Origin of the sequence: Cryobacterium sp. TMB3-10 (assembly GCF_004402305.1) — a bacterium.
GTDB classification, from domain to species: Bacteria; Actinomycetota; Actinomycetes; order Actinomycetales; family Microbacteriaceae; genus Cryobacterium; species Cryobacterium zongtaii.
In genome coordinates, this window is the sequence record NZ_SOGH01000034.1 from 1 (window position 1) to 24,063 (window position 24,063).

At 69.5% G+C, this 24,063-nt stretch carries 21 protein-coding genes and 1 rRNA gene; 12 read left to right on the forward strand and 10 right to left on the reverse strand.

Annotated features, from left to right (window positions below; translation table 11 throughout):
* Positions 1–90 (forward strand): 5S ribosomal RNA (gene rrf / locus E3T22_RS18650); the annotation flags it as partial.
* A gap of 206 nt (positions 91–296) precedes the next feature.
* On the opposite strand, the gene E3T22_RS18655 is transcribed toward rrf, so the two are convergent.
* Complete coding sequence (locus E3T22_RS18655; RefSeq protein WP_134480889.1) at positions 297–1,151, reverse strand: RDD family protein; 855 nt, start codon at positions 1,149–1,151, stop codon at positions 297–299.
* Between the two features lie 17 nt (positions 1,152–1,168).
* On the opposite strand from E3T22_RS18655, the gene E3T22_RS18660 reads away from it, so the two are divergent.
* A complete protein-coding gene (locus tag E3T22_RS18660) occupies positions 1,169–2,164 on the forward strand; it encodes a stage II sporulation protein M (RefSeq protein WP_088455311.1) in 996 nt (331 codons plus the stop codon).
* A gap of 10 nt (positions 2,165–2,174) precedes the next feature.
* Here the strand turns inward: E3T22_RS18660 and E3T22_RS18665 are convergent, their stop codons facing one another.
* From E3T22_RS18665 to E3T22_RS18685, 5 genes are read right to left on the reverse strand one after another with little or no spacing between them, the layout of a single operon-like run.
* Entirely contained in the window at positions 2,175–3,482 is a 1,308-nt protein-coding gene (locus tag E3T22_RS18665; protein WP_134480888.1) for a DUF58 domain-containing protein, read from the reverse strand.
* Between the two features lie 17 nt (positions 3,483–3,499).
* Positions 3,500–4,501 carry a MoxR family ATPase gene (locus E3T22_RS18670; protein ID WP_088455313.1) on the reverse strand — a complete coding sequence of 334 codons (1,002 nt, stop codon included), beginning with the start codon at positions 4,499–4,501 and terminating at the stop codon, positions 3,500–3,502.
* Positions 4,498–5,745, reverse strand: a complete 1,248-nt coding sequence (locus E3T22_RS18675) for a DUF4350 domain-containing protein (protein WP_134408138.1) — start codon at positions 5,743–5,745, stop codon at positions 4,498–4,500. The genes E3T22_RS18670 and E3T22_RS18675 overlap by 4 nt, the downstream gene beginning before the upstream one ends.
* A complete protein-coding gene (locus E3T22_RS18680; RefSeq protein WP_166789335.1) occupies positions 5,742–6,359 on the reverse strand; it encodes a DUF4129 domain-containing protein in 618 nt (205 codons plus the stop codon). Before E3T22_RS18680 ends, E3T22_RS18675 begins: the two co-directional genes overlap by 4 nt.
* A gap of 41 nt (positions 6,360–6,400) precedes the next feature.
* A complete protein-coding gene (locus E3T22_RS18685) occupies positions 6,401–7,594 on the reverse strand; it encodes a hypothetical protein (RefSeq protein ID WP_134480887.1) in 1,194 nt (397 codons plus the stop codon).
* A 133-nt stretch (positions 7,595–7,727) separates the two neighbouring features.
* Between E3T22_RS18685 and mtrA the strand changes: the two genes are divergently transcribed.
* The 6 genes from mtrA (at position 7,728) to secA (ending at position 16,277) form a co-directional block, all read left to right on the forward strand.
* On the forward strand, positions 7,728–8,408 hold the full coding sequence (mtrA, locus tag E3T22_RS18690) for an MtrAB system response regulator MtrA (RefSeq protein ID WP_088455317.1): 681 nt from the start codon (positions 7,728–7,730) through the stop codon (positions 8,406–8,408).
* 7 nt (positions 8,409–8,415) lie between these two features.
* Complete coding sequence (mtrB, locus tag E3T22_RS18695) at positions 8,416–10,077, forward strand: MtrAB system histidine kinase MtrB (protein WP_241983743.1); 1,662 nt, start codon at positions 8,416–8,418, stop codon at positions 10,075–10,077.
* A complete protein-coding gene (locus E3T22_RS18700) occupies positions 10,070–11,752 on the forward strand; it encodes an LpqB family beta-propeller domain-containing protein (protein ID WP_165787988.1) in 1,683 nt (560 codons plus the stop codon). The genes mtrB and E3T22_RS18700 overlap by 8 nt, the downstream gene beginning before the upstream one ends.
* A gap of 93 nt (positions 11,753–11,845) precedes the next feature.
* Positions 11,846–12,559 (forward strand): ComF family protein, encoded by a 714-nt coding sequence (locus E3T22_RS18705; RefSeq protein ID WP_134480886.1) that lies wholly within the window; start codon positions 11,846–11,848, stop codon positions 12,557–12,559.
* A gap of 99 nt (positions 12,560–12,658) precedes the next feature.
* The gene (hpf, locus tag E3T22_RS18710; protein ID WP_088455321.1) at positions 12,659–13,363 is read left to right on the forward strand and encodes a ribosome hibernation-promoting factor, HPF/YfiA family; all 705 of its coding nucleotides are present in this window, start codon (positions 12,659–12,661) and stop codon (positions 13,361–13,363) included.
* Between the two features lie 100 nt (positions 13,364–13,463).
* A complete protein-coding gene (secA, locus tag E3T22_RS18715) occupies positions 13,464–16,277 on the forward strand; it encodes a preprotein translocase subunit SecA (protein WP_088455322.1) in 2,814 nt (937 codons plus the stop codon).
* A 109-nt stretch (positions 16,278–16,386) separates the two neighbouring features.
* On the opposite strand, the gene E3T22_RS18720 is transcribed toward secA, so the two are convergent.
* Positions 16,387–16,893 carry an Rv3235 family protein gene (locus E3T22_RS18720; RefSeq protein WP_174776453.1) on the reverse strand — a complete coding sequence of 169 codons (507 nt, stop codon included), beginning with the start codon at positions 16,891–16,893 and terminating at the stop codon, positions 16,387–16,389.
* Positions 16,894–17,098: 205 nt separating this feature from the next.
* Between E3T22_RS18720 and E3T22_RS18725 the strand changes: the two genes are divergently transcribed.
* A complete protein-coding gene (locus tag E3T22_RS18725; protein WP_088455323.1) occupies positions 17,099–17,692 on the forward strand; it encodes a hypothetical protein in 594 nt (197 codons plus the stop codon).
* 5 nt (positions 17,693–17,697) lie between these two features.
* On the opposite strand, the gene E3T22_RS18730 is transcribed toward E3T22_RS18725, so the two are convergent.
* Entirely contained in the window at positions 17,698–18,021 is a 324-nt protein-coding gene (locus E3T22_RS18730) for a helix-turn-helix domain-containing protein (protein WP_134480885.1), read from the reverse strand.
* A gap of 164 nt (positions 18,022–18,185) precedes the next feature.
* On the opposite strand from E3T22_RS18730, the gene E3T22_RS18735 reads away from it, so the two are divergent.
* Complete coding sequence (locus E3T22_RS18735; RefSeq protein ID WP_088455325.1) at positions 18,186–18,842, forward strand: SAF domain-containing protein; 657 nt, start codon at positions 18,186–18,188, stop codon at positions 18,840–18,842.
* Positions 18,843–18,844: 2 nt separating this feature from the next.
* The gene (locus tag E3T22_RS18740) at positions 18,845–20,323 is read left to right on the forward strand and encodes a septum formation inhibitor-activating ATPase (RefSeq protein ID WP_134480884.1); all 1,479 of its coding nucleotides are present in this window, start codon (positions 18,845–18,847) and stop codon (positions 20,321–20,323) included.
* On the opposite strand, the gene E3T22_RS18745 is transcribed toward E3T22_RS18740, so the two are convergent.
* Positions 20,311–21,993: a DUF5671 domain-containing protein gene (locus E3T22_RS18745; protein ID WP_166789336.1), complete on the reverse strand. Its 1,683-nt coding sequence runs from the start codon at positions 21,991–21,993 to the stop codon at positions 20,311–20,313. The two genes, E3T22_RS18740 and E3T22_RS18745, sit on opposite strands and share 13 nt — an antisense overlap.
* A 5-nt stretch (positions 21,994–21,998) precedes the next feature.
* Positions 21,999–22,502 (reverse strand): hypothetical protein, encoded by a 504-nt coding sequence (locus E3T22_RS18750; protein WP_134480882.1) that lies wholly within the window; start codon positions 22,500–22,502, stop codon positions 21,999–22,001.
* A 49-nt stretch (positions 22,503–22,551) separates the two neighbouring features.
* Between E3T22_RS18750 and E3T22_RS18755 the strand changes: the two genes are divergently transcribed.
* Positions 22,552–24,045: a sensor histidine kinase gene (locus E3T22_RS18755; protein WP_088455328.1), complete on the forward strand. Its 1,494-nt coding sequence runs from the start codon at positions 22,552–22,554 to the stop codon at positions 24,043–24,045.
* Positions 24,046–24,063 lie beyond the last annotated feature (18 nt).

Here is a 24,063-nt window from a genome sequence, read left to right on the forward strand (position 1 = left end):
CCCGGTCACATTCCGAACCCGGAAGCTAAGACTCTTTGCGCCGATGGTACTGCAGGGGGGACCCTGTGGGAGAGTAGGACACCGCCGGACTTAACTTAGAAACACACAGGAAAGCCACCCCACCAGGGGTGGCTTTTCTGCGTTTAACCCCACCCTCCCCGGTCGAGCCCCTCACGAGCCCCAGAGCCGGCCTCACCGGGTCTCGACAGGCTCGACCGACGAGGACGGTCACGACCCGCAGGGCGGCTCACCAGGGCTCGACAGCCACAGCTCGCGGGCGAAGGGGAGAGGAGGGGTTAGCGCTCGGGGAAGTCGTGCGGGCGGCCGGTGAGGACCGGAGAGAGCTTCTCAAGCCGGCCGCGCTCGAGCAGATGGCCGTTGTACTCGCGGTTACGCCGTACTTCTGCCACGCCGATGAGAAGGTACTCCGGCGGTACCGCCGGGAGGGGCGACACGAACGGCGCCACCTCCGCGGCGAGGCCCTCCGCCAGCCGCACCCGGGTGTCGGGGGAGAGCTGGTGGGCCTGCCGCAGGAACTGCGCCACCCGGCGAGACAGTCGATCGGGCAGGCGGGCGACGTCCACCGTCGCGGCCCAGGACGCCAGGACCGGCGGCAGCACAAAGGTGGGTTCACTGAACCGCGGCACCCTCTCGTGTTGGCTGTAGGTGCCGGCCAGGAGGTCGCCGAGTCGTTTGGAACGGGAGTTGAGCAGGGCGCAGGTGACCGCGAGTCCGCCGAAGGTGAGGAAGATCTCGATCACGCCCATCAGCGCCCGAATGAAGGAATGCCGCAGCCCGGTGGCGCCGCCGTCATCCCGCACGATGCGCGCGCCGACCGCCCAGCGGCCCAATGACCGTCCGTGCGAGAGGGTCTCGACCAGCATCGGCACGATCAGCAGCGAGAAGACCAGGCCCGAGATGGCCAGCGCCTGGGCCAAAGCCTCGTCGATTCCGTCGCCGAACAAACTCGAAACCACCAGCGCCATGAGCAGGAAGAAGCCGACGTAGGCCACCCAATCGATCATCGTTCCCGCACCTCGCAGGATCACGCTCGCCGGGCGAACATCGAGGGCAACGGCCTCACCGGTCACCAGCTCGTGCTCGATCAGGGAATCTTCACCGTGATCGGCTGCTTTCCAGGGCTCCGCCATGTCTACTATTGAATCAGATGGATCTTGACGCGTATTCAGCGGCGCACCGCGCCGAATGGGACCGCCTGGCCGTACTCGGCCGCCGGCGGCAACTCAGCGGTGCCCAGTCCGACGAACTGATCCAGGCCTATCAGGCCGGCGCCACCCAGCTCTCGGTCATCAAGACCGCCGCCGGTTCGACGATGCAGGGCGACAGGCTCTCGGTGCTCCTGTCCAGGGCCCGGCTGCGCTTCACGGGCGCGGGCACCAATGTGCTCTCGCAGTTGCCGCGGTTCTTCCTCACCCAGCTACCGGCCGCGCTGTACAGGTTGCGCTGGCTCACCCTGGCGGTGGCCGTGGTGACGTTTGTCGTCGCGGGCCTCTACGCGGTCTGGGCCACCAACAATCCCGACGTGCTGGCCAACTTCGGGTCTCCCGCCGAGCTGGAGCAACTCGCGAACCAGAGCTTCGTCTCCTACTACTCTGAGAACCCCGCGGCGTCCTTCGCCGGACGGGTGTGGACCAACAATGCCTGGATCGCGGCGCAGTGTGTCGCGTTCGGCATCCTGGGCGTCTACGTGCCGTACATCGTCCTGCAGAATGCCCAGAACCTCGGCGTCACCGCGGCGGTGATGTTCGCCTACGACGAGGGCGACACGTTCTTCCTCTACATCGCCCCGCACGGCTTGCTGGAACTGACCGCGATCTTCGTGGCGGCAGCAGCGGGCCTTCGCATCTTCTGGGCCTGGATCGCGCCGGGTGCCCGCACCCGCGGTCAGGCCCTGGCCGAGGATGCCCGCGCGCTGTTCACGGTGGCGATCGGACTGGTTTTTGTGCTGCTGGTGTCCGGCATCATCGAGGGCTTTGTGACCCCGGCGCCATGGCCGTGGCCGGTGAAGATCGGCATCGGCGCTGCGGCCCTGCTGGCCTTTCTCGCCTACATGCTGGTGCTCGGCGGGCGCGCCGTGCGCGCGGGCGAGACCGGTGACCTGGCCGAGTTCGAGGCCGGCAGCGCCCGAGTCTTCGCCGGCTGAGCGTCGCCGACTAGAGCCGGCCCGCCGCCTTGAGGGCGATGTAGCGGTCGGCCAGGGCCGGCGGCAGCTCGTCGGGGGCACCGGTGACCACGTCTGCGCCGAGCTGCCGCACAGCCGCGGCCACCCGAGTGGCGTCCAGCAAAGTGCGTTCCGCCGACGCGGCCCTGTACACGTCTTCGCGGGTCCCTCGGCTGCGGGTCAGACCGGCGACCGACGGGTCCGTCACCGATGCCACCAGCACGGTGTGCCGCGAGGTGAGTTGACCGAGCACCGATAGCAGCCCCGTCGACGCGCCGGGGGCATCCATCGGGGTGAGCAACACCACCAGCGCATGCTGGCCGGTGATGCCACGGATCTGGCCGGGAAGGGCCGTCCAGTCCATCTCGATGAGCTCGGGTTCGATCAGCGCCATGCCGTCCACCATGCGGCTGAGCAGTTCGGCTCCCGACGCGCCCTGCACCCGGGCCCGCACCCGGCGGTCCCAGGCCAGGAAGTCCACCCTGTCACCGGCCCTGGACGCCAGTGCGGCCAGAAGCAGCGCCGCCTCGAAGGCGGTGTCCAGCCGTGGTTCGTCGGCGACCCGGGCGGCGGAGGTGCGGCCGGTGTCGATGACGATCACAATGCGTCGGTCACGTTCGGGCCGCCAGGTGCGCACCACGACGTCGTTGCGGCGCGCGGTGGCACGCCAGTCGATGGACCTCACGTCGTCGCCGCGCACGTATTCGCGCAGGGAGTCGAACTCGGTACCCTGGCCGCGCACGAGCACGCTGGTGCGTCCGTCGAGCTCCTTGAGCCGGCTGATCCGGCTCGGCAGGTGTTTGCGGGAGTGGAAGGGCGGCAGCACCCTGATCTGGGCGGGCGCGATGAGGGTGGCCTGCCTGGCCCAGAGGCCCAGCGGGCCCATCGAGCGCACCGTCACGTGGGACGCGGTGCGTTCTCCGCGCCGGGTGGGCACGAGAGTCAGCTCGACGAGGCGTCGTTCCCCGGCCGGCAACGTCACAGCCGTGCGGTTGTTGCCCGCGCCTGCCGACGGCTGCCACCCGTCGCGGACGATGCCGCGAAGCCGGCGGGGACCATCGTTGCGCAGATAGAGCTCGCTGGTCACCTCCTCACCCAGGCGCACCCTGGACGGCAACACCCGGGCCAGGGTCAGCCGCCGCGGCGACGCGGCGAGGGCCAGGTCGATGATCCCGAGTGTCAGGGCGAGCAGCAGCCAGCCGGCCAGGACCGCCAGTGCCCGCGCGGACGTGTCGCCGAGCAGCACGATGGGCACGACGCCGAGGGCGACGAGGAGGACGAAGCGGCCGGTCAGTGTCATCGGATGCGTGTCATCGGCTAGATCGGAACCTGGACCTGCTGCAGCACGCCGTGCAGGATCGTGTCGACGGTGATGCCTTCGAGTTCCGCCTCCGGGCGCAGTTGGATTCGGTGTCGCCAGACTGGCAGCACCATGGCCTGCACGTGATCGGGGGTGATCGACGCGTAACCGCTCAGCCACGCCCAGGCCTTGGCCGCGGCGAGGAGGGCGGTGGTGCCACGGGGGCTCACGCCCAGTTTGGCCGACGGGCTGTTCCGGGTGGCCCTGGCCAGGTCGACGATGTACGCCAGCACGTCGGGGCTCGCACCGACGGCGGCGACGGATGCCTGGGCCGCGGCGAGCTCGGCGGCACCGAGCACCGGGGTGACGCCCGCGGCGGTGAGGTCGCGTGGGCTGAACCCGGTGGCGTGCCGGCGCAACACCTCGAGCTCGACGTCACGCTCGGGGATGTCGAGCACGAGCTTGAGCAGGAACCTGTCCAGCTGGGCCTCGGGGAGCGTGTACGTGCCTTCGTATTCGATCGGGTTCATGGTCGCGGCCACGATGAACGGTTCCGGCAGCGGGAGCGAGAGCCCGTCCACGCTGACCTGGCGCTCCTCCATCGCCTCCAGCAGGGCGGACTGGGTCTTCGGTGGTGTGCGGTTGATCTCGTCGGCGAGCAGGATGTTCGTGAAGACGGGCCCGTTGCGGAACTCGAACTCGCCGGCCTTCGCGTCGTAGATGAGCGAACCGGTCACGTCGCCCGGCATCAGGTCGGGGGTGAACTGCACCCGCTTGGTGTCCAGGCTGAGCGCGTGGCTCAGGGACCGCACCAGCAGGGTCTTGGCCACACCGGGTACGCCTTCCAGCAGCACGTGACCGCGGGAGAGCAGGGCGATGATCAGTCCGGTGACGGCGCCGTCCTGCCCGACGACGGCCTTGCCGACCTCGGTGCGCACCTGCGCGAGGGCGCGGCGCAGGCTGTCGGTCGAGGCGTCGGCTGGGCTGGTCTCGGCGGATGTCGGGGCGTGGCTGGTCATGGTTCCATTCTTCCGGTTGACGGGCGAGCGGTGGGGGAGGGCCCGGCGCCGGGCGGGCGGGCGGCGAGGGCGGTGGCGCGTTCCAGTTCGTCGATGGCGTCCGACAGCGCCATCATGGCGGCGTCGCTGCCCGGCACCTCACCGACGAGCACGGCGTGCACGCGCTCCGGCGGCAGGGCGGTGAGCGCCGCGACAGTGCGGATCACCTGGTCGAGGGGCGCGGTCCGGGGCAATCCCGCGGCCTGGGCCATCCGGGCCACCGCACCGATCCGGATCGCGTCGACCGCCCGCAGCCGGGCGCTGCCGCGGGCGTACAGCCGCGCGCGCCCTTCCATGGTCTCGCTGGCCCGCACGACGACGGGCAGGTTCTCGGCGACCAGGGGGCCGAACCGGCGGCCGCGCCACACCATGGCGGTGACGGCGACGCCCACCAGCAGGAGCAGCACCGGCGTCACCCAGCCGGGCGTGAGCGCGCCGAGCGAGGGCGGGCCGGTGACGGGCACGTCGGCCAGGGTCGGCAGATACCAGACCAGGGTGTCGGTGGCGCCGAGAAGGTTGAGGGCCAGCGCGGCATTGCCGTAGGTGGCGATCTCGTCGTTGGCGAACACCGCGGTGTCGGCAACCAGGGTGACGGTGCGGTCATCCGTGACCCGTTCGATCACCGAGAAGGTGTCGTTCTCGCCGGGGAAGCAGCCCGTATAGCCGGCGGTGCCCGCGGGCAGGCCGAGTGTCTTGCCGCCGGGTGAGATCGTTTCGGCGCGCTCGGCGGCCGGAACCGGGCACTCGGCGTCGAGGGAGTCCGCGCCAGACACGCCGCCGAACCCGACTTCGGGGGCCAAGGCCTGCAGGGCACGGAAGTCGGGGTCAACGACAACGGTGCGGCCGGCCAGATCACCGAGCCGATCGAGCTGGTCGGTGCTGAGGTAGCCGGACTCGTCGGACAGGAACAGGGTGGCATTCCCGGCCGCGGCCGTCGCATCGCCGGCCTCGTCGAGGGTGTCCACCGGCACGACGGTCACCCCCTGCTGGCGGAGCACCTCGACGACGGCCATGCCGCCGGTCGGAGCGGGGTTGTCGGCCCCCAGCCGCGGGCCGGCGGCGCCCCCGGCCCCGGTGAGGATGAAGGCGACGACGGCCACGAGCAGGGCGCCGACCCCCGCGACGACCCAGAACACGGACCTCCGCAGCGCGAGGCGAATCGTGGGCGTGCTCGACACCGGACTCGCGGTGGTGACGGCGCTCACGGAGCCACCGGCGCCGTCGAGCGGGGACGGGCGGCCCGCAGATCGGCGTCGAGGTCGACCAGAGCGGAGTAGCCCTGCTCGGTTCCGGTGCCGCCGAGGTAACGCACGCTCTCGAATACGCTCGCGCCACTGATCAACCGGGCCCGTTCGTCGGGGAAGGCGTCGCCGGCCAGTTCGGCGACGCGGTGCGCCGTCGTTCCCGGTGTCGGCCGCAGGATGGTGCGTTCCGCCAGCCCCTGGGCGATGGCCCGGAAGGCCTCCTCGCTGGCGAGGGTCCAGTCGCCGGCCGATGCGGCGGCGGCGGCCGATTTACGCAGTTGATCCGCGGTGCGGCGATCATCGGCGGCGAACAGTCCCGCGGCCTTCCGGCGGCGCCGTGCCCGCCGGGGCAGCCCGAAAACGAGCACGGCGGCCACCAGCAGGGCGATCCCGATCAGCGTCGCGACCAGCGGGATCCAGCCCCCGCTGCCGTCGCCGACGAAGGACAGCGAAGAGAACCAGTCGAAGATCGCCTGGGAGAGCCTGTCGAACCAGGTGGGCTGGGCCGCCTGGTAGGGAGCCTTGGCGAGCTCATCGCGCAGCCACTGCTGCGCGTCGGGCGCGCCGGGATCCACCGGGATCCCCATCCACGGCAGAACCGGCCCCCACCCCGCGATCATGCCCAGGGCGACCCCGGGTCGGGGCGGGTCGCAGTGTCGGCGGCAGCGGGCGCGGTGCGGGTGAGGTAGGGATCGCTGGCCTTGGCGCCGGGGGCCGCTTCGACGAACCTCTGCAGCTCCAGGTCAAGGCCCTCCTTGCGCATCCGCAGGTCGATGTAGATCAGGGCAACGGCGGCCGACTGCACGACGGCGGTCACGGCGCCCAGGACCAGGGCGATCAGGAGCGTGAGGACGTACAGCACGATGGCGGGAATGTAGGCGTCGAAGGCGGCGTTCGGGTCGATCAGGCTGAGCACCACGCTGAACAACAGCGACAGCGGGGTGGTCACGATCTGCGCGACGACGTTCACGATCACCGTGATCAGCAGCAGAACACCCAGGGTGCGCCAGAAGAAGCCGCCCGTCAACGACCAGGAACGCCGGATCGCCTGCCGGATGCCCAACCGTTCCAGCACGATCAGGCTCGGGACGACGGCGGTCTTGGTGCTCACCCAGGCTCCCAGGGCGAGGAGCCCCAGTCCGCCGAAGACACCGACGATCACGGCCGCTGCGATCCACCCGCCGCCCAGGAGCACGCACACGAAGACCAGTCCGCCGATGAGCAGCACGCCGACCAGCAGCGCCGCGCTGAGCAGCAGGGTCCAGCCGACCAGTGGCCACACCCGCCGACCCACCTGGCGCCACAGCGCGCCCAGGCGCAGCTTCTCACCCAGGGTCGCCCGGGACACCTCGAGCACGATCACGCCCTGCAGAAGAGCCGACGCGACGATGGCCAGGGCGACAGGTATCAGGGCGGACAGCACGATGGTGAGGATCGCGCCGGCCTCGACGGCATCCTGTTCATCGACCGGCGCCGAGGCGACCCGGCTGAGGGCGAAAAAACTCACCAGGCCGACGACGACCAGGGTAATCAGGAGCGTGGCGCCCTGCACGATCAGTGCGCTGCCGAAGGTGGCCTTGGGATTGCGCCGCAGAACCTGGAAGGGAGCGCCGAGCAGGGTACCGAAGCCCAGCGGGCGCAGCGGAATCAGACCGGGCTTGGGCGGCGGGGCCCAGGCCGGCGGCGCACTGGGCCGGTAGCCGCCGGACGGTGCCGCCGGAGGGGTGCCGGGCGCGCCTGTCGGGGCGTATTCGCCGTAGCGAGGTACGCCGGGGGAGGTGGTCGGTGGGTGCCAGTCTGGGTCCGTCACGCCTCCATGCTGGCATACCCGGACTGCACTGTGTGGCCTGCGCGATATCTCGGAGCCGTGTCGACTATTCTTGTGCCAGAGATTGCCCGTGTCGTGCGCGTTATTGCCCGGTGACCGGGCGGAAAACGGATCAATGAACTCACGCATTTTGGTTGTCGACGATGACCCCGCACTCGCTGAGATGATCGGCATCGTCCTGCAGGGCGAGGGCTTCGAGCCGCACTTCTGTGCGGACGGGGCGCAGGCCCTTGACGCGTTTCACAGCGTCGTGCCCGACCTGGTGCTCCTCGACCTCATGCTGCCCGGGCTGGACGGCATCGAGGTGTGCAGCCTGATCCGGGCCGAGTCCGGCACCCCCATCATCATGCTGACGGCGAAGTCGGACACCACCGATGTGGTCAAGGGGCTGGAATCCGGCGCGGACGACTACATGGTCAAACCGTTCAACCCCAAGGAGCTCGTCGCCCGGATTCGTACCCGGCTGCGACCGGTCCCGGTGGAGACGCCCGCCAGTCTGCAGATCGGCGACCTCGTCGTCGACGCCGCCGGCCACGAGGTCAAGCGCGGAGAGCAGAGCATCAACCTGACTCCGCTGGAATTCGACCTGCTGCTGGCGTTGGCCTCCAAACCAGCCCAGGTCTTCACCCGTGAGATGCTCCTCGAACAGGTCTGGGGCTATCACTACAAGGCCGACACCCGGCTGGTCAATGTGCACGTTCAGCGTCTGCGCGCCAAGGTCGAAGACGACCCTGACAACCCGCGCATCGTGATGACCGTGCGCGGAGTCGGCTACCGCGCCGGCGCCGCCAGCTAGGGGCCCGGTGGCTGCGCGGTTGGACGTGTTGAGGCTGGACTGGCGATCGTGGGGATCGTGGCGCCGCCTGGCCCAGCAGTTGCGGCGCAGCTGGCGCTCCTCCCTGCAGTTCCGCACCGTCGCCATCACGGTGCTGGCGTCGGGTGCCGCCATTGGACTGGTCGGCGTGTACATGTCGGTCAGTGTCGGCAACGACCTGTTCCAGTCGCGGCTGACCCAGATTCTGGTGGACTCCAACCGGGCCACCAGCGCCGCCCAGGGAATCCTGGACTCCTCGGATGCCGTCGACCGGGTGCAGGTGCAGACGCTGTTGGAGTCAGCCCGCACGTCGATCTCCGCCGCGTCGTCGAGCCGGTTGGTCGCCGTCTTCAGGGTGCCGGGGCAGGAATCGTCGACCGTGGCACCCCAGGACTCCTCGACGTTCGGATCATCCACCGCGGTCATCTCGCCGGAAATCCGGGAGGCCGTGCAGGACGACGCCGACGGGCAGTTCTGGCAATCGGTGACTCTGGCCTCCGACGACGGTTCGTCGGTGCCCGGAATCGTCGTCGGCTCCCAGATCACGGTCCCCGTCGCCGGGCGCTACGAGCTGTACATCGGGTACAGCCTCGCCGACGCCGAATCGACGCTGCTGTTCGTGCAGCGGACCCTGGGCGGCGCCGGCCTGGCCCTGATGGTGTTGATCGGAGCGGTCACCTGGATCGTGGTGCGCTTCGTGGTCGCCCCGATCCAGGTGGCGGCCCAGACCAGCCAGAAACTCGCCTCCGGTGACCTGGGCGTGCGGATCCCCGAAAAGGGCGAGGACGTGATCGCGACGCTGGCCCGTTCGTTCAACGGCATGGCCGACAGCCTGCAGAGCCAGATCAAGGAACTGGCCGACCTGTCCGAGGTGCAGCAACGTTTTGTGTCCGACGTCTCGCACGAGCTCCGCACCCCTCTCACCACGATCCGCCTGGCCGGAGACCTCCTCTACGACCAGCGGGCCAGCTTCCCGCCGGCCACCGAACGCACCGCGGAGCTGCTGCACACCCAGGTGGAACGCTTCGAGCTGCTCCTGGCGGACCTGCTCGAGATCAGCCGCTATGACGCCGGGTCCGTCGAGCTCGAATCCGAACCCACCAATCTTGTGCATCTGGCGGAGGACGTCATCGACGGCATGCGCTCGCTCGGAGATTCCAAGGGGAGCGAGATCAGGCTGGCCGCGCCCGGCGGGCATCTGGCCGCGGAGATGGACCCACGACGGGTGCGCCGCATCGTCAACAACCTCATCGGCAACGCCATCGAGCACGGCGAGGGCAAACCGATCGTCGTGTCGGTGGACAGCAACGAATCGGCGGTGGCGCTGTCGGTACGGGACTACGGAATGGGCATGACCCAGGCCGAGATCACCCACGTGTTCGACAGGTTCTGGCGGGCTGACCCGTCCCGCAAACGCACGATCGGCGGCACCGGGCTCGGCCTGGCCATCTCCCTCGAGGATGCCGCCGCCCACCGCGGCTGGCTGCAGGTCTGGTCCAGTCCCGGCGCCGGGTCCTGCTTCAGACTGACCCTGCCCCGCACAACCGGCGTCGCGCTGACGGTGTCGCCCAACCCGCTGCCGCCGGCGGATGCCGACACCGCCGGATTCGTGTCGCCCCACGCCGAACCGAGAAGAGACCACCATGCGTAGCCCGGCCAGGCTCGTCGCCGTCGTCACCGCGATGGCCCTCCTGCTCGGCGGCTGCTCGAGCATTCCGCGCACCGGGGCAGTGCAGACCGGCCAGGACGTGGTGGCCGGGGAAAACCCGGCCCCGGTCTTCCTGCCGGACCGGCCACGGGACGGGGCCTCGATGGAGGAGATCCTGACCGGATTCATCGGTGCCGCCACCAGCCCGGACAACAACTACGAGATCGCCAGGGAGTTCCTGACGGCGGATTTCAGCGACACCTGGAAGTCCGACACCGGTGTCACCGTTGAAGACGGGTCTGGGCGCATCGTTGTGCCCGTCGACGACAGCACCATGCTCGTGTCCGTGCGACCGGTGGCCGAGGTCAACGCGATCGGTGAGTACCACGGCGACGCCGCGTCGGCGAACGTGCAACTGCGCTACCAGTTCGCGCAGGTGAACGGCGAGTGGCGGATCAGTGCGGCGCCCAACGGCACCGTTCTCGACCAGAACACCTTCGAGGACGTCTTCAGCGCCCAGTCGCTCTATTTCTTCGACCCGGACTTCCAATTCCTGGTGCCCGACGTGCGGTGGTACCCGCGCGGGACATCCCTGCCGACCAAGATCGTCAACGGCGTGCTCAGCGGACCCAGTGAGTGGCTCGCCGGCGCGGTGACGTCGGCGTTCCCCGAGGGCACCGCCCTCACCGCCGACGCCGTCACCGTGGTGGCCAGGGACGCCAAGGTGGATCTGAACAGCGAGGCGTTGAACGCCGACAGGCTGACCCTGCAGCGGATGAAGAGCCAGCTGGAGAACAGCCTGCCCAGCGGGCTCACGGTCACTGTCACGATCAACCGGAACTCTCAGGACATCGCCGCTCTCGGCGCGAACGAACCCGTGGTGAACCCCCGGGTGGATGCGCGGGCCCTCGTGCTGCGCGATGGCGAGTTCGGGTTCCTTGCCGCGACCGGCAAGACGATCAACCTGTTGCCGGGGCTGTCGGAGTCCGTCGCCGCCCTCGCACCCAGCGCGGTCACGCTGTCGCCGTCGCAGACGGCGGCCGCCGCCCTCACCGCCACCGGGGTCTACGGAGTCAGGGTGGGCGAGGATGCCAGGCTGCTCGATCCGCGGCAGAACCTCATCGCCCCGTCCATCGACGGCTCCGGCTATGTCTGGTCGGTGCCGGGAGACCGGCCCAACGAGCTCTTCGTGTACAACACTCAGGGAGCGGCACAGGCCATTCCGACGCCCTGGCTGGACTCCTCGGCGATCACCGCGCTCAAGGTCTCCCGCGACGGCACCCGGGTGATCGCGCTGCTGAGCGCGGCCGGCGAGCTGCGCCTCGTGGTGGCCGGTGTGCTGCGGGAGAACGGCGCTCCGGTCGGCCTGGGCGACCCCGTGCAGCTGGCCACCGACGCCGGAATCCCGATGGATGCGACCTGGGTCGACCAGGCAACGGTGGCGTACCTGAGCCTGCAGCCAGACGGAGAAAGTCGCGTCGTCTCCCACGAGATCGGCGGCACCAGCGAGCAGCTCGAGTCGTCGACGGGAATCCGCTCGATCACGGGCAGCAACCTGTTGCGCGACCTGCGGGCGCTGTCCGTGGAGGGGTCACTCCTGGTGCAGCGCGGCATCGGCTGGCAGGAACGTATCGACGCGGTCACCCTCGTGGCCACCCAGCAGGGCACCGGCGGCTGAGCCGGCCCTCCTCCCCAGCCGCCGCGGCCGCCGACAGTGCACAGGTGAGCGCGTCAGGTCGCAGGGATCACCCCGACGCGCGAGTCTGACCGGATGACCAGCGACCGAGGGGTGATGCAGACGGTGCGCGCGGCAACCCGTGCCGCCGTCCTCGATGCCTGGGCAGTGCTGATGCCCACCCAGTGCAGCGGCTGCGGCACGCCGGACCGGGCGCTGTGCGCCGCCTGCCTGAGCGCGCTGCGTGCCCAGCCGAGGGCGGTCTACCGGGAGGACCTCACGGTCTGGTCCGCGTTGGAGTACACCGGCGTGGTGGGCAGGGTGCTGGTGGCGTACAAGGACGGCGGTCGAACGGATGCCGCTCCGGCGCTCGCCGTGGCGCTTCGCCTGGCCGTGGGGGCGGCATTGGTCGCCGCAGAGCACACCCAGGTCTCCAGTGGCATCGTGCTGGTCACCGTGCCGTCCTCCCGCCGGGCCTGGCGGGCGCGCGGGTTCCACCCCGTCGACCTGCTCCTCAGCCGGGCCGGCCTCCGCGGGAGCGCGCTCCTGCGGCCGCGTGCCGGCGTCGCGGACCAGGTCGGGTTGGGCCGGCAGCAGCGGATGGACAACCGCAGCGGCACGCTGGTGGCGACCAGGCCGCTTGCCGGCAGCCGGATCCTGCTCGTCGACGACATCGTGACCACAGGCGCCACCCTCCTGGAGGCCCGGCGCGCCCTCCGACAGGCCGGCGGTGAGGTGGTCGGAGCGGCGACCGTCGCGGAAAAACGACGGCACCATCCCGACATTCATCGTTCACGGGAAACTGATTGACAAAAGCTGTGACTTATCCAGCTGGCACGACTACGGTTGTGCCAAAGGCGCGTACCAATCGCCCGGATCAGGGGCGGTTCGCCAGATCTGGAGGTCGTCATGGAAACTAACATCGTTGGACGCAACCTGGGGATCACTGATCGCTTCCGGGAATATGCGACGGAGAAGGCCGAGAAGATCGCCGGCCTCGCCGACAAGGCCCTCGCCCTGGAAATCAAGGTCAGTCGTCACACCGAGAAGAGCGGCGCCGCCGGTAACGACCGCGTCGAACTCACGCTCATCGGCAAGGGGCCCATCGTCCGGGCCGAAGCCGAGGGCAGCGACAAGTACGCGGCCTTCGACATCGCCCTCGGCAGGCTCCTGGAACGGGTGCGTCGAGCCAAGGACCGCCGGAAGGTGCACCGTGGGGGCGCGCACCGGCCCACCTCGCTGCATGAGGCGTCGTCGTCAGGTTTCGCGGTGATCGACATCGTCCCGGCCGACGTTGAGACCCTGGAGCGCGTGCGCACCGGGGCGATCCAGGTCGTCTCCGACGAGGCCGGCGAGACCGAAGAAGCCGAGGAGGTCTACAGCCCGGTGGTCATACGTCGCAAGGTCTTCTCTGCCGCGCCCATGACCGTGGACGACGCCCTGTACTTCATGGAGCTCGTCGGTCACGACTTCTACCTGTTCCAGGATGCCGAATCCAACCGGCCCAGCGTCGTCTACCGGCGCAAGGGCTGGGATTACGGTGTCATCGAACTGGACCCGAACTCCGACGCAGCGAGAGAGCTGGCGTCAGTGTCCAGCGGGTCCAGCTCCTGACCAACTAGCATTGCTATAGTTGCCGGCTAGGTCGGCGCTACGTGCGTCCGACCGGACGACAGGCGTGTTCGCACGCCGTGACGACTAGTGGAGTGCATTCGTGGCCGGAATACTGGAAAAAGTTCTTCGTGTTGGCGAGGGGCGCATTCTGCGTCGACTCGAGAGCTACGCAAAGGCCATCAATGCGCTGGAAGACGACTTCAGCACCCTCAGTGATGAGGAGCTGAAGAACGAGACCGTGCAGTTGCGTGAGCGTTACTCGGGCGGTGAGTCGCTGGACGACTTGCTGCCCGAGGCGTTCGCCGCCGTACGAGAGGCCTCCACCCGCACCCTGGGCCTGCGGCACTTCGACGTCCAGCTCATGGGCGGCGCGGCCCTGCACCTGGGCAACATCGCCGAGATGAAGACCGGTGAGGGCAAGACCCTGGTCGCCACCACGGCGGCCTACCTCAACGCCATCACCAGCCGTGGTGTGCACGTCATCACGGTCAACGACTACCTGGCCAGCTACCAGAGCGAACTGATGGGCCGCGTGTTCCGCGCCCTGGGCATGACCACCGGATGCATCGTCTCCGGACAGACCCCCGCGCAGCGTCGCGAGATGTACGCCTGCGACATCACCTACGGCACCAACAACGAGTTCGGCTTCGACTACCTGCGCGACAACATGGCCTGGCAGGCCAGCGACATGGTGCAGCGCGGTCACTACTTCGCGATCGTCGACGAGGTCGACTCGATCCTCATCGACGAGGCCCGCACCCCGCTGATCATCTCCGGACCCGCATCGGGGGAGGCGAACCGCTGGTTCACCGAGTTCGCCAGCCTCGCCAAGCGCCTCGTCGTCGACGAGGACTTCGAAGTCGACGAGAAGAAGCGCACCGTCGGAGTGCTCGAACCCGGCATCGAAAAGGTCGAGGACTACCTCGGCATCGACAACCTCTACGAATCCGCGAACACCCCGCTGATCTCGTTCCTGAACAACGCCATCAAGGCCAACGCCCTGTTCAAGAAGGACAAGGACTACGTCGTGATGAACGGCGAGGTGCTCATCGTCGACGAGCACACCGGCCGCATCCTGATGGGCCGCCGCTACAACGAGGGCATCCACCAGGCGATCGAGGCCAAGGAAGGCGTCGCGGTCAAGGCCGAGAACCAGACCCTGGCCACCGTGACCCTGCAGAACTACTTCCGCCTGTACTCGAAGATCTCCGGCATGACCGGAACCGCCGAGACCGAGGCCGCCGAATTCATGAGCACCTACAAGCTCGGCGTCGTCGCGATCCCCACCAACAAGCCGATGCAGCGCATCGACCAGTCCGACCTGATCTACAAGAACGAAGAGGCCAAGTTCGGCCAGGTCGTCGAGGACATCGTCGAGCGCCATGCCAACGGACAGCCGGTCCTGGTCGGCACCACGAGCGTCGAGAAGAGCGAATACCTCTCCCGCCTGCTGGCGAAGAAGGGCGTGCGCCACGAGGTCCTCAACGCCAAGAACCACGCTCGCGAGGCCGCGATCGTCGCCCAGGCCGGCCGCCTGGGCTCGGTCACCGTCGCCACCAACATGGCCGGCCGTGGCACCGACGTGATGCTCGGCGGCAACGCCGAATTCCTCGCCGTCGCCGCGATGAACGCGAAGGGCCTGAGCCCGGTCGAGACACCGGACGAATACGAAAAAGAGTGGGACGACGTCTTCGCCGCCGTCAAGGCCGAGGTCTCCGAGGAGGCCGACAAGGTCATCGCCGCCGGCGGACTGTACGTGCTCGGCACCGAACGCCACGAGTCCCGCCGCATCGACAACCAGTTGCGCGGCCGCAGCGGTCGCCAGGGCGACCCGGGCGAGAGCCGGTTCTACCTCTCGCTCACCGACGACCTGATGCGCCTCTTCAACGCCGGCGCCGCCGAAAGCCTGATGGGCCGCCAGGGTGTTCCCGACGACATGGCCATCGAGTCCAAGGTGGTCAGCCGTGCGATCCGCAGCGCCCAGTCGCAGGTCGAGGGCCGCAACGCCGAGATCCGCAAGAACGTCCTCAAGTACGACGACGTGCTCAACCGCCAGCGCGAAGCGATCTACAGCGACCGACGGCACATCCTCGAGGGTGACGACCTGCACGAACGCACCCAGCGGTTCCTCGAAGACGTCATCGACGAGGTGCTCGAGGTCCACACCGGCGAAGGCAACGGCGACGACTGGGACTTCGACGCCCTGTGGACCGAGCTGAAGACCCTCTACCCCGTCGGCCTCACCATCGACGAGGTCATCTCCGAAGCGGGCAACAAGGGCAAGATCAACCGTGACTTCATGCGCCGGGAGATCATCTCCGACGCCAAGGTCGCCTACGCCCGCCGTGAGGAATCGCTCGGTTCACCCGCGATGCGCGAACTCGAACGCCGCGTGGTGCTCTCGGTCATCGACCGGCGCTGGCGCGAGCACCTTTACGAGATGGACTACCTCAAGGACGGCATCGGCCTGCGCGCGATGGCGCAGCGCGACCCGCTGGTCGAGTACCAGCGTGAGGGCTTCGCCATGTTCCAGCAGATGATGGGCCAGATCCGCGAAGAGACCGTCGGGTTCCTGTTCAACCTCGAGGTCGAGGTGTCCCAGCCGGCCGGTGCCGTCGACGCGCCGATCGTCGCCGCCAAGGGCCTGACCCCTCCGGCCGAATCCGGCCAGGAGAAGCTGAGCTACACCGCCCCGAGCGACTCCGGCGGAGTCGAGGTGCGCAACCAGCGCGGCCAGATCCAGCAGGCCGCGACGGACCGTGCCCGCCGCGCCGCCGCGCCCGCCGTCGCCGACGCTGAACCGGCCGTGCCGGCCGGCCCTCCGCAGCGCGGTGCCTTCGGCCAGCGCGCCGAGTCCGACACCCCGGCGGCCAACAACCGCGCCGAGCGTCGCACCCAGGGCAAAAAGAAGTAAGCAGCACGCGGCCAAACAACAGGGCCCGGTGCGGACAATTGCGTCCGGTACACCGGGCACAGTTGTCCGCTCGGGCAACAGTCGGCCGGCCGCAGGGGCGCCCGCAGGGTCAGAGCACGTTGATGGCGCTGGCCCGCCAGCGGTTGTCCAGCCCTTCCAGGCGCACCGCGACGGCGCGCACGCGCACCTTGCTGTGCACGATCACGACGGCCTCGATGATGCCGTCCCTGGGTTCGTTGATGCTCACCCGGCCGATCGTGATGGCGGGGCGTTGCGCGCGCTGCCCCTTGACCGCGCGGGCCCTGGCCGAGAGCACCACCCGCTTGAGCAGGTGCCTGTAGACGTCGTCGCTCACCCAGCGAGCCAATTGGTCGAGCTCCCTGGCGCCGGCCAGGACCTCGATGACGCACCGGGTGAGGTTGATCAGCAGGGGCTCCGGATCGGGGAGCACGGCGCGGGACGTCGGTTGATGGTCGAAGAAATCGTCGGACTGGAATCCCTCGGCGGACTCGCGGGTGACGTCGGGAGCGGCCGCGCCGGGGGGAGTGCCCCGGGGATTGGGGCCGTTCGCAGACGGCGAAAGCAGGGGGTCGGGCTCGGCAAGTGGATCGCTCATGGGTTGCTCCAGATGCATGGATCCGTGGTGTCGACGAGGAGAGCGGGCTGTTGTGGCTGTCTAACGGGTGGAACACCGGATCGACCCCGAGACGGCTGAGGCCTTGGGCGACACTCAACCACCCGAAAACCGGTCTGTCTAGGCTTGTCCGGGCGGCTGTGGATAACGTCAGCGTCGCAGGCGGCCAGCCGACTACCGTCGGGGTGTGCGCTGGGACAATCTGTTCGACGACCTCGAAAGTCAGCTCGAGAACGAGTTGAACGCCGAGGACCTCGAGCTGCGCGCGGAGGAGGAGCGGTTGCGCCTGGGCCGGCTGGCGCTCCGTCAACGGCTGACCGGCGTGGTCAACGGTCCGGCGCCGTCACGGGTGCTCAGGGTGGTGCTTGTCGACGGCCAGGTCCTCACGGTGCGACCGACCACATTCGGCAGGGACTGGCTGGCCGCCGACCTCCTCGAAGCCGGTACCGGCAGCCCGCAGTGCATACTCCCGTTTGCGGGTATCGGCGCAGTCATCCTGCAGCCCGATCAGGTGCCGGACTCGCTGGCGGTCGAGACGGGGGCGCCGGCCCGGCTCGTCGACCGCATCGGCCTCTCGTTCGTTCTGCGAGATCTGTGCCGGCGCCGCAAGAGCCTGCAGATCCAGACCGGGGTGGGGCCGGTGACCGGGACCATCGACAGGGTGGGCCGGGATCATGTGGACCTGGCGGTGCACGCGCCGGGTACCCTTAGGCGGGCCGGTGAGGTGCGGCAGTACCGGATCGTGCCGCTGAACCAGATCCACCTGGTGCGCCTGGACTGAGACGATCAGGGCGGGGTGTCGACGCCCGTTGGGGGATCGGTGAGCTCGTCGGGGCGCAGAATCCGGCCCCCGGACAGCTCGGGGATGTTGCCGAAGTCGGACTGTTCCCAGAGCGACAGCCGGCGGGCCTCCTCGTACTTCGCCTCGATGTATGACTCGAGCACGACCCGCTCCACCCGCCAGGCGCCGGTGGCGCCGATGCGGATGGCGGGCAGCTCACCGGTTCGCACCAGATCATTCGCGGCGGCGAGCGAGAGATTCAGGATCTGGGCGGTGTCGGCGAGCGTCAGGAATCGGCCCACCGATGCGGAGGATACGGGATCGCTCATGAGAACGATTATCCGTCGTGTTCGCCGATCCCGTGGGGTGAGCCGACGACCTGTGGATAACTTCAGCGCGCTGCTCCAGGTCCCGTCACGATGGTAGCCAGCCTGAACCTGGCGAGACAGTGGATAAGCGAGACAGTGGATAAGACAGTGGACGAGGTGCGCGGATGAGGACAGGACAGCCGGCCGGTTCGGGCCGACCGACGACATCGACGAAGACCCGGTTCTGGTTCGATCCACGGTTCGCACTCGGCCTGGTTCTCGTCGTGGCCTCCATCGTCGGGGTCAGTGTCGTCGTGGCCGGCAGCGACCGCACCGTCGCGGTGTATGCGGCCAGGGTGCCGCTGGCCGTCGGCGATCGTCTGGACGCGGCCGACCTGGTCGAGACCGAAGTGCGGATCGGGGCGGCTGTGGAGCTGTACCTCACCCCCTCCCTGGTCCCCGCCGACGGCCTGGTCGTAACGCGCACCGTCACCGCCGGCGAACTCGTCCCGGCGGCCGCCGTGGGAACCCGGGCGGGCGAGGCCGTCACGAGCCTGGTCCTCGACCTGCGCGGGAGGCTGTCGACGAGCCTGGCGGCCGGGTCCGTCGTGGATGTGTGGTCAGCCGGCGAGGTCGAGAGCGGCCTGTTCGGCCCTCCGGCCGTCCTCGTCGGTCGTGCGGCCATCGTGCGCATCCTGGAGCCGTCCGGACTGATCCAGTCCGGTGACGGCCGAGCCGTGGAGGTGCTGGTGCCCAAGGACAAGGTCGCGGCGGTGCTGGAGGCGATTGCCAACGACGAGGCGCTGTCCCTCGTGGCCGTGAACGCCCCGATCGGAGGCTGACGATGACGCTGCTAGCCCTGGCCCTGGACCGGGAGACCGAGGACCGGCTGCTCGCCGACATCATCGAGCACGGGCACGTGATCGTCGCCCGGCCGGCGAACGTGCGCGAACTGCTCGCCGCGATCGACCGGCACGACCCAGAGGCGCTGATAGTGGGAGCAACGGCCGGCACCCTGACCATCGAGGTACTCGCGGCCAGCGACGCGAACGGCATCCGCGTCGTCGCCCTCGCCGCGACGGAAGTGGAGCGCCGCTACGCCGCCGAGCTCGGGCTGCACGAGGTCGTCGACGCCGAGGCCGCCTGGGCCGAAATCGAACGCGTGCTGACGGAGGGCGGCGATATCCCGCTGCGCATCGACGATGACCCACCGCCCGACGCCGTCCCTCCCGTACTGCCCCGACGGTCCGGCTCCGGACGACGGGCGAAAGAGGGCCGGCGAGCCGATCGGCCGGAGGCGCGTCGGGCCCGCCGCCGACCCAGGGCCGAGACCCCCACCGCCGACTCCGCGGCCGGCGACCCGTACGCATCCGACCCGTACGCATCCGACGCATTCGAGTCGGACCCGCACGCGTTCACCGACGACGTCACCGCGGGACTCACCGGATCGGGCACCGTGATCGCAGTGTGGGGTCCGGCCGGGGCTCCCGGCCGCACCACCCTGGCCATCAACATCGCGGCCGAGATCGCGGCCGCGGGTCACACCGTGGTGCTGGCGGACGTCGACACCTACAGCGGTTCGATAGCGCCGAGCCTGGGCCTCCTCGATGAGGCGCCTGGATTCGCGGCGGCCTGCCGGCTGTCCGGTTCCGACACCCTCACGCCGGTCGAACTGGAACGCATCGCCCACCGCTACAACTCGCCACGGGGCGCCTTCTGGGTGTTGACCGGGATCGGACGACCGTCCAGGTGGCCCGAGTTGTCGGCGGAACGGGTCAGCGGCACGATCTCGGCGTTGCGGCGCTGGGCCGACTACGTGGTGCTCGACACGGGGTTCAGTCTGGAGAGCGACGAGGAGATCTCGAGCGACCTGTTCGCGCCCCGCCGCAACGCGGCGACACTGGCCGCCCTGGGGATCGCCGACCGGGTGGTGGCCTGCGGTCTGGCCGACCCTGTGGGCATGGCCAGGTTCCTGCGCGCCTGGAGCGATCTCACCGACGTGATCAGCACCCATCGGGTGTACGTCGTGATGAACAGGGTGCGCTCCAGCGCCGTCGGCCCGGCTCCCGCCGCCCAGGTGAGCAGTGCGCTGCGGCGGTTCGGCGGCATCGACGCGGCCGTTCTGGTGCCGCATGACCAGGCCGGGGTTGATGCCGCTGTGCTGTCCGGGCGCACCCTGCGGGACGCGGCGCCGCGGTCACCGGCCCGGTTGGGCATCCTCGCCCTCGTCCGCGACGAACTGCTGCCGGCCCCGGATGCCCACCCCGCCCGGCGGCCGTGGCGCCGGGTCTTCGCCTGGCGGCGAACGGCTCAGGCCACCTGAGCCGCCGCCACCGGGATCACCGTGAGTGTGCCGTCGACGCCGACTATCAGCAGGACCCTGTCGCCGCTGACGCCGTGCAGGGCCTGCTCGACGTGCGCCGGATTCGGCAACACCGCGGTCCCGCCGGCCCGCTGCCAATAGACCACAGGTGCGCCGGTGAGTCGGCGCAGATGCGTCACGACGGGCTCCGCGCCGGGACCCATGACCAGCACCAGCTCGCCGACCACCCCGGCCGGCGGGGCGGCCGGGGCGCTGGCAGGCGGAGCCGGGGGAGCGGTCGCGGCGGTCGCGGCTCGGTCCTGGCGCCAGACCGTGAAGTGATATCCCGCCACCAGAGCGGTGGCCGCGAGCAATCCGAGGGGCGCTCGGATACGGTCCAGGAGTCCGGGGTCGCCGGCCAGAACGGTGTCAAAGAGCCGGAAGCCGATGACCAGGAGTGTGATCAGGGCGACGATAGCGCTGATGCCGAATACCACCACGAGATAGACGCTGCGGCCGGCGGAACGGCGAGGGTCGGCCGCCGGCCCGGTGGCCGGCCGCCAGGTGAGCCACCACACCGGCCCGCCGACCAGCAGCGAGCTGATGCCGCCGAGCAGCAGGGTGCGGGGGTCCGACCCGGACAGCGGAGTGGTCGCGGTGGCCAGGAGCGCGTTCACGATGACTCCGAGCCCGGTCGCGGCGGCGACCAGCGAGATTCCGCTGGTCACGAGGGTGCTCGCCTGGCGCACAGCGGCGGTCCGCCGACGCACCACCCCGCGGTGATAGACCCAGATCAGGCCGCCGACGAGGGCTGCAGCAATCGCCGGCCCCAGCGGCTCACACACCACCGCAACGGCGTCGGTGCGGTCGACGGCCAGCCGTAGCAGCACGAACACGACGGTGCCGGTACCGGCCAGGGTCAGCAGGGCAGCACCCAGGATGCCGACGCCGACCAGGGCCACCCCGGCCAGGGCGGTCCCGGCGGTGCGGCCACCGTCGCGGCGCCAGTGCCACCACCAGACCAGAGCGCCGCCGGCCGCCCAGACCAGGGCCTGCACGGCACCGGTCCACCAGGGCGACCCCACTGACCCGGCCGCACCATCCGTGCCCAGCCCGACGGCGAGGGCCTCGTCCACGAGCATCGTGAGCGCAGTCACCGCGCCGCCGGCCCCGATCACCAGCCCGAACGTGCCGCCGAGCACCGCGGCGGTGCCGGGCAGCCGAGTGGGCCGCCGGTCGGTTCGGCGCAGCACAAACCCGTGCCCGGCCCACACGCCCGCCCAGACCAGACCCGTCGCCGTCTCGGCTGTGACGGCCTCAGCGGTCATGGCGGCGGCGACGGCGCTCAGCAGCGCCGTGGCTGAAACGACCAGGGCGAGGGTGCCCATGCCCACCAGGTACAACGCCCAGGCCAGCGACGCCCGCTCCGGCGGATCGGCCAGGCGGCGCCAGGCGAACCAGCCCAGAACCGCCGCCAACGGTCCAGCGATCAGGGTGAAGGTCAGCGACACCGCGAGGCCGACGGTGTCGGTGCCGGCGAGCTGCTCACCGGTGACCTCGTCGAACAGCCGGCCCAACAGGTCGCTCACACCGCTCGCCGTGAGCACCACCAGCACGAAGAGGATTGTGTACACCACGACCCTGCGCACGATCGGTGCGGCACCTGGACGCGGCGAGGTCGCCGCCGTCATCGCGGTCACGGGGTGTCTCCCTGGCTGCGGGGCGGGCACACGGTGAGTCGCCACGGCGCCTCGTCGATGAGCCAGTCTTCGTCGACCCGCACCAGCTCGAAGGCCTCCTCTGCTTCATACTCCGACGACCCGAACGGGCCGCTGCCGTACGAGGTGACGATCAGCACCCGCACGTCGGCGGTCGAGCCTCGTTCGGTGGTGTCGACGAGGTTGATCCGGATGTCGTCGGTGGCCGACGAGTCCGCCGCGGTCTCCCCGCTGTCGCAGTCCGCCAGTGCGGCAGCGCTCAGGTAGCGGGCCGCGCTCGTCTCATCGCCGTCCAACACCGCCGTCGAATATCGCTGCACCACCCCGCCGGGCGTGCCGGCGTCGAGGAGGGCGGGCTCGCTCCGGGTGAACACCACGACGAGAGCCACCGCGACGAGAAGGATGATCAGGCCCAGGACCACCCAGAGCGCCGGGTCTCGCCGGGCGGGCGATGCGGGAGTCGGAGGAACAGCAGAGGTCATATCGAGAGCATGGCGTATCCGCCGCTGCGGCACCACATAGGCTGGTCACGTGTCGACGCTCAGTGATCTCGTACTTGCCCAAGGCCGCAACAGCGCGGAGGACGTCGACTGGCTGCACATGCTGGTCTCCGACGGCCAGCTGCTGGCCGACCTCGCCTTCGCCGACATCGTCGTGTGGGTGCCGACGCTCGGTGGCAGCTTCGTCGCCGTCGCCCACGCCCGGCCGTCCAGCGCCGCCACCCTGTTCTACCGGGACTTCGTGGGCCAGGAGATCAAGGCCGAATGGCGCAAGCAGGTGACCGAGGCCTTCGACACCGCGAAGATCATCGACACCACGGCGCCGGACTGGTACGAGGAGACCCCCACCAGGGTGAGGGCCATCCCGGTGCGCCGCCGCATCAGTTCCAGCGGCGCCGAGATCACTCCGGAGCCCATCGCCGTACTCACCCGGCACACCAACCTCAGCGAGACGCGCACCCCCGGCCGTCAGGAGCTGACTTTCAACGACTGCGCGAACGACCTGTTCGCCATGATCGCTTCCGGCGACTTCCCCGACCTGGGTGCCCCGACCGGTCCTCGGCGCGGCGCCCCCCGGGCGTCGGATGGCCTGATCCGGCTGGATCTGGACGGCGTCACCACTTTCGCCAGCCCCAACGCGCTCTCCGCGTTCAACCGGATGGGCTTCGCCGACGAACTCGAGGGCGAGTCGCTGGCCGAGGTGACGACGAGCCTGCTCTCCGGCAAGGCCGTGGTCGACGAGTCCCTGCCTCTGGTTGTGACCGGCCGGGCCCCGTGGCGCACCGACATCGAGGCCCGAGGGGTGACGGTGTCGCTGCGCGCCATCCCGATCCGCAACCGGGGCGAACGGATCGGCGCCATCGTGCTCTCCCGCGATGTGACCGAGCTGCGGCACCAGGAGCGCGAGCTGATCACCAAGGATGCCACCATCCGGGAGATCCACCACCGGGTCAAGAACAACCTGCAGACCGTGGCGTCGCTGCTGCGCATCCAGGCGCGGCGCACACACTCCGACACCGCCCGCGAGGCCCTCAACCAGGCCATGCGCCGGGTGGCGGCCATCGCCGTCGTGCACGACACCCTGTCCTCGGGCCTGAGCCAGAACGTGGACTTCGACGCCGTGTTCGACAGGGTACTGCTGCTGATCGCCGAAGTGGCCTCCGCGCACAACACCACGGCGCACCCGAAGTCGTCCGGCAGCTTCGGCATCCTGCCCAGCGCCTACGCCACCCCGCTGGCCCTGGCACTGACCGAGCTCGTCACCAACGCCGTCGAGCACGGACTCGCCGGCCGGGAGGGCGAGGTCGCCATCGAGGCCGAGCGCAACGAGGAGACCCTCACCGTGCGCGTCCGTGACAACGGTTCGGGGATGCCGGAGGGCAAGGTCGGATCCGGGCTCGGCACCCAGATCGTCCGCACGCTCATTCAGGGTGAGCTCAGCGGCACGATCGACTGGCACACCATGATGGACAGCGGCACAGAAGTCACCATCGAGATCCCGCTGCGCTTCATGGAATTCGACTGATCGAATCAACCGGCGGCA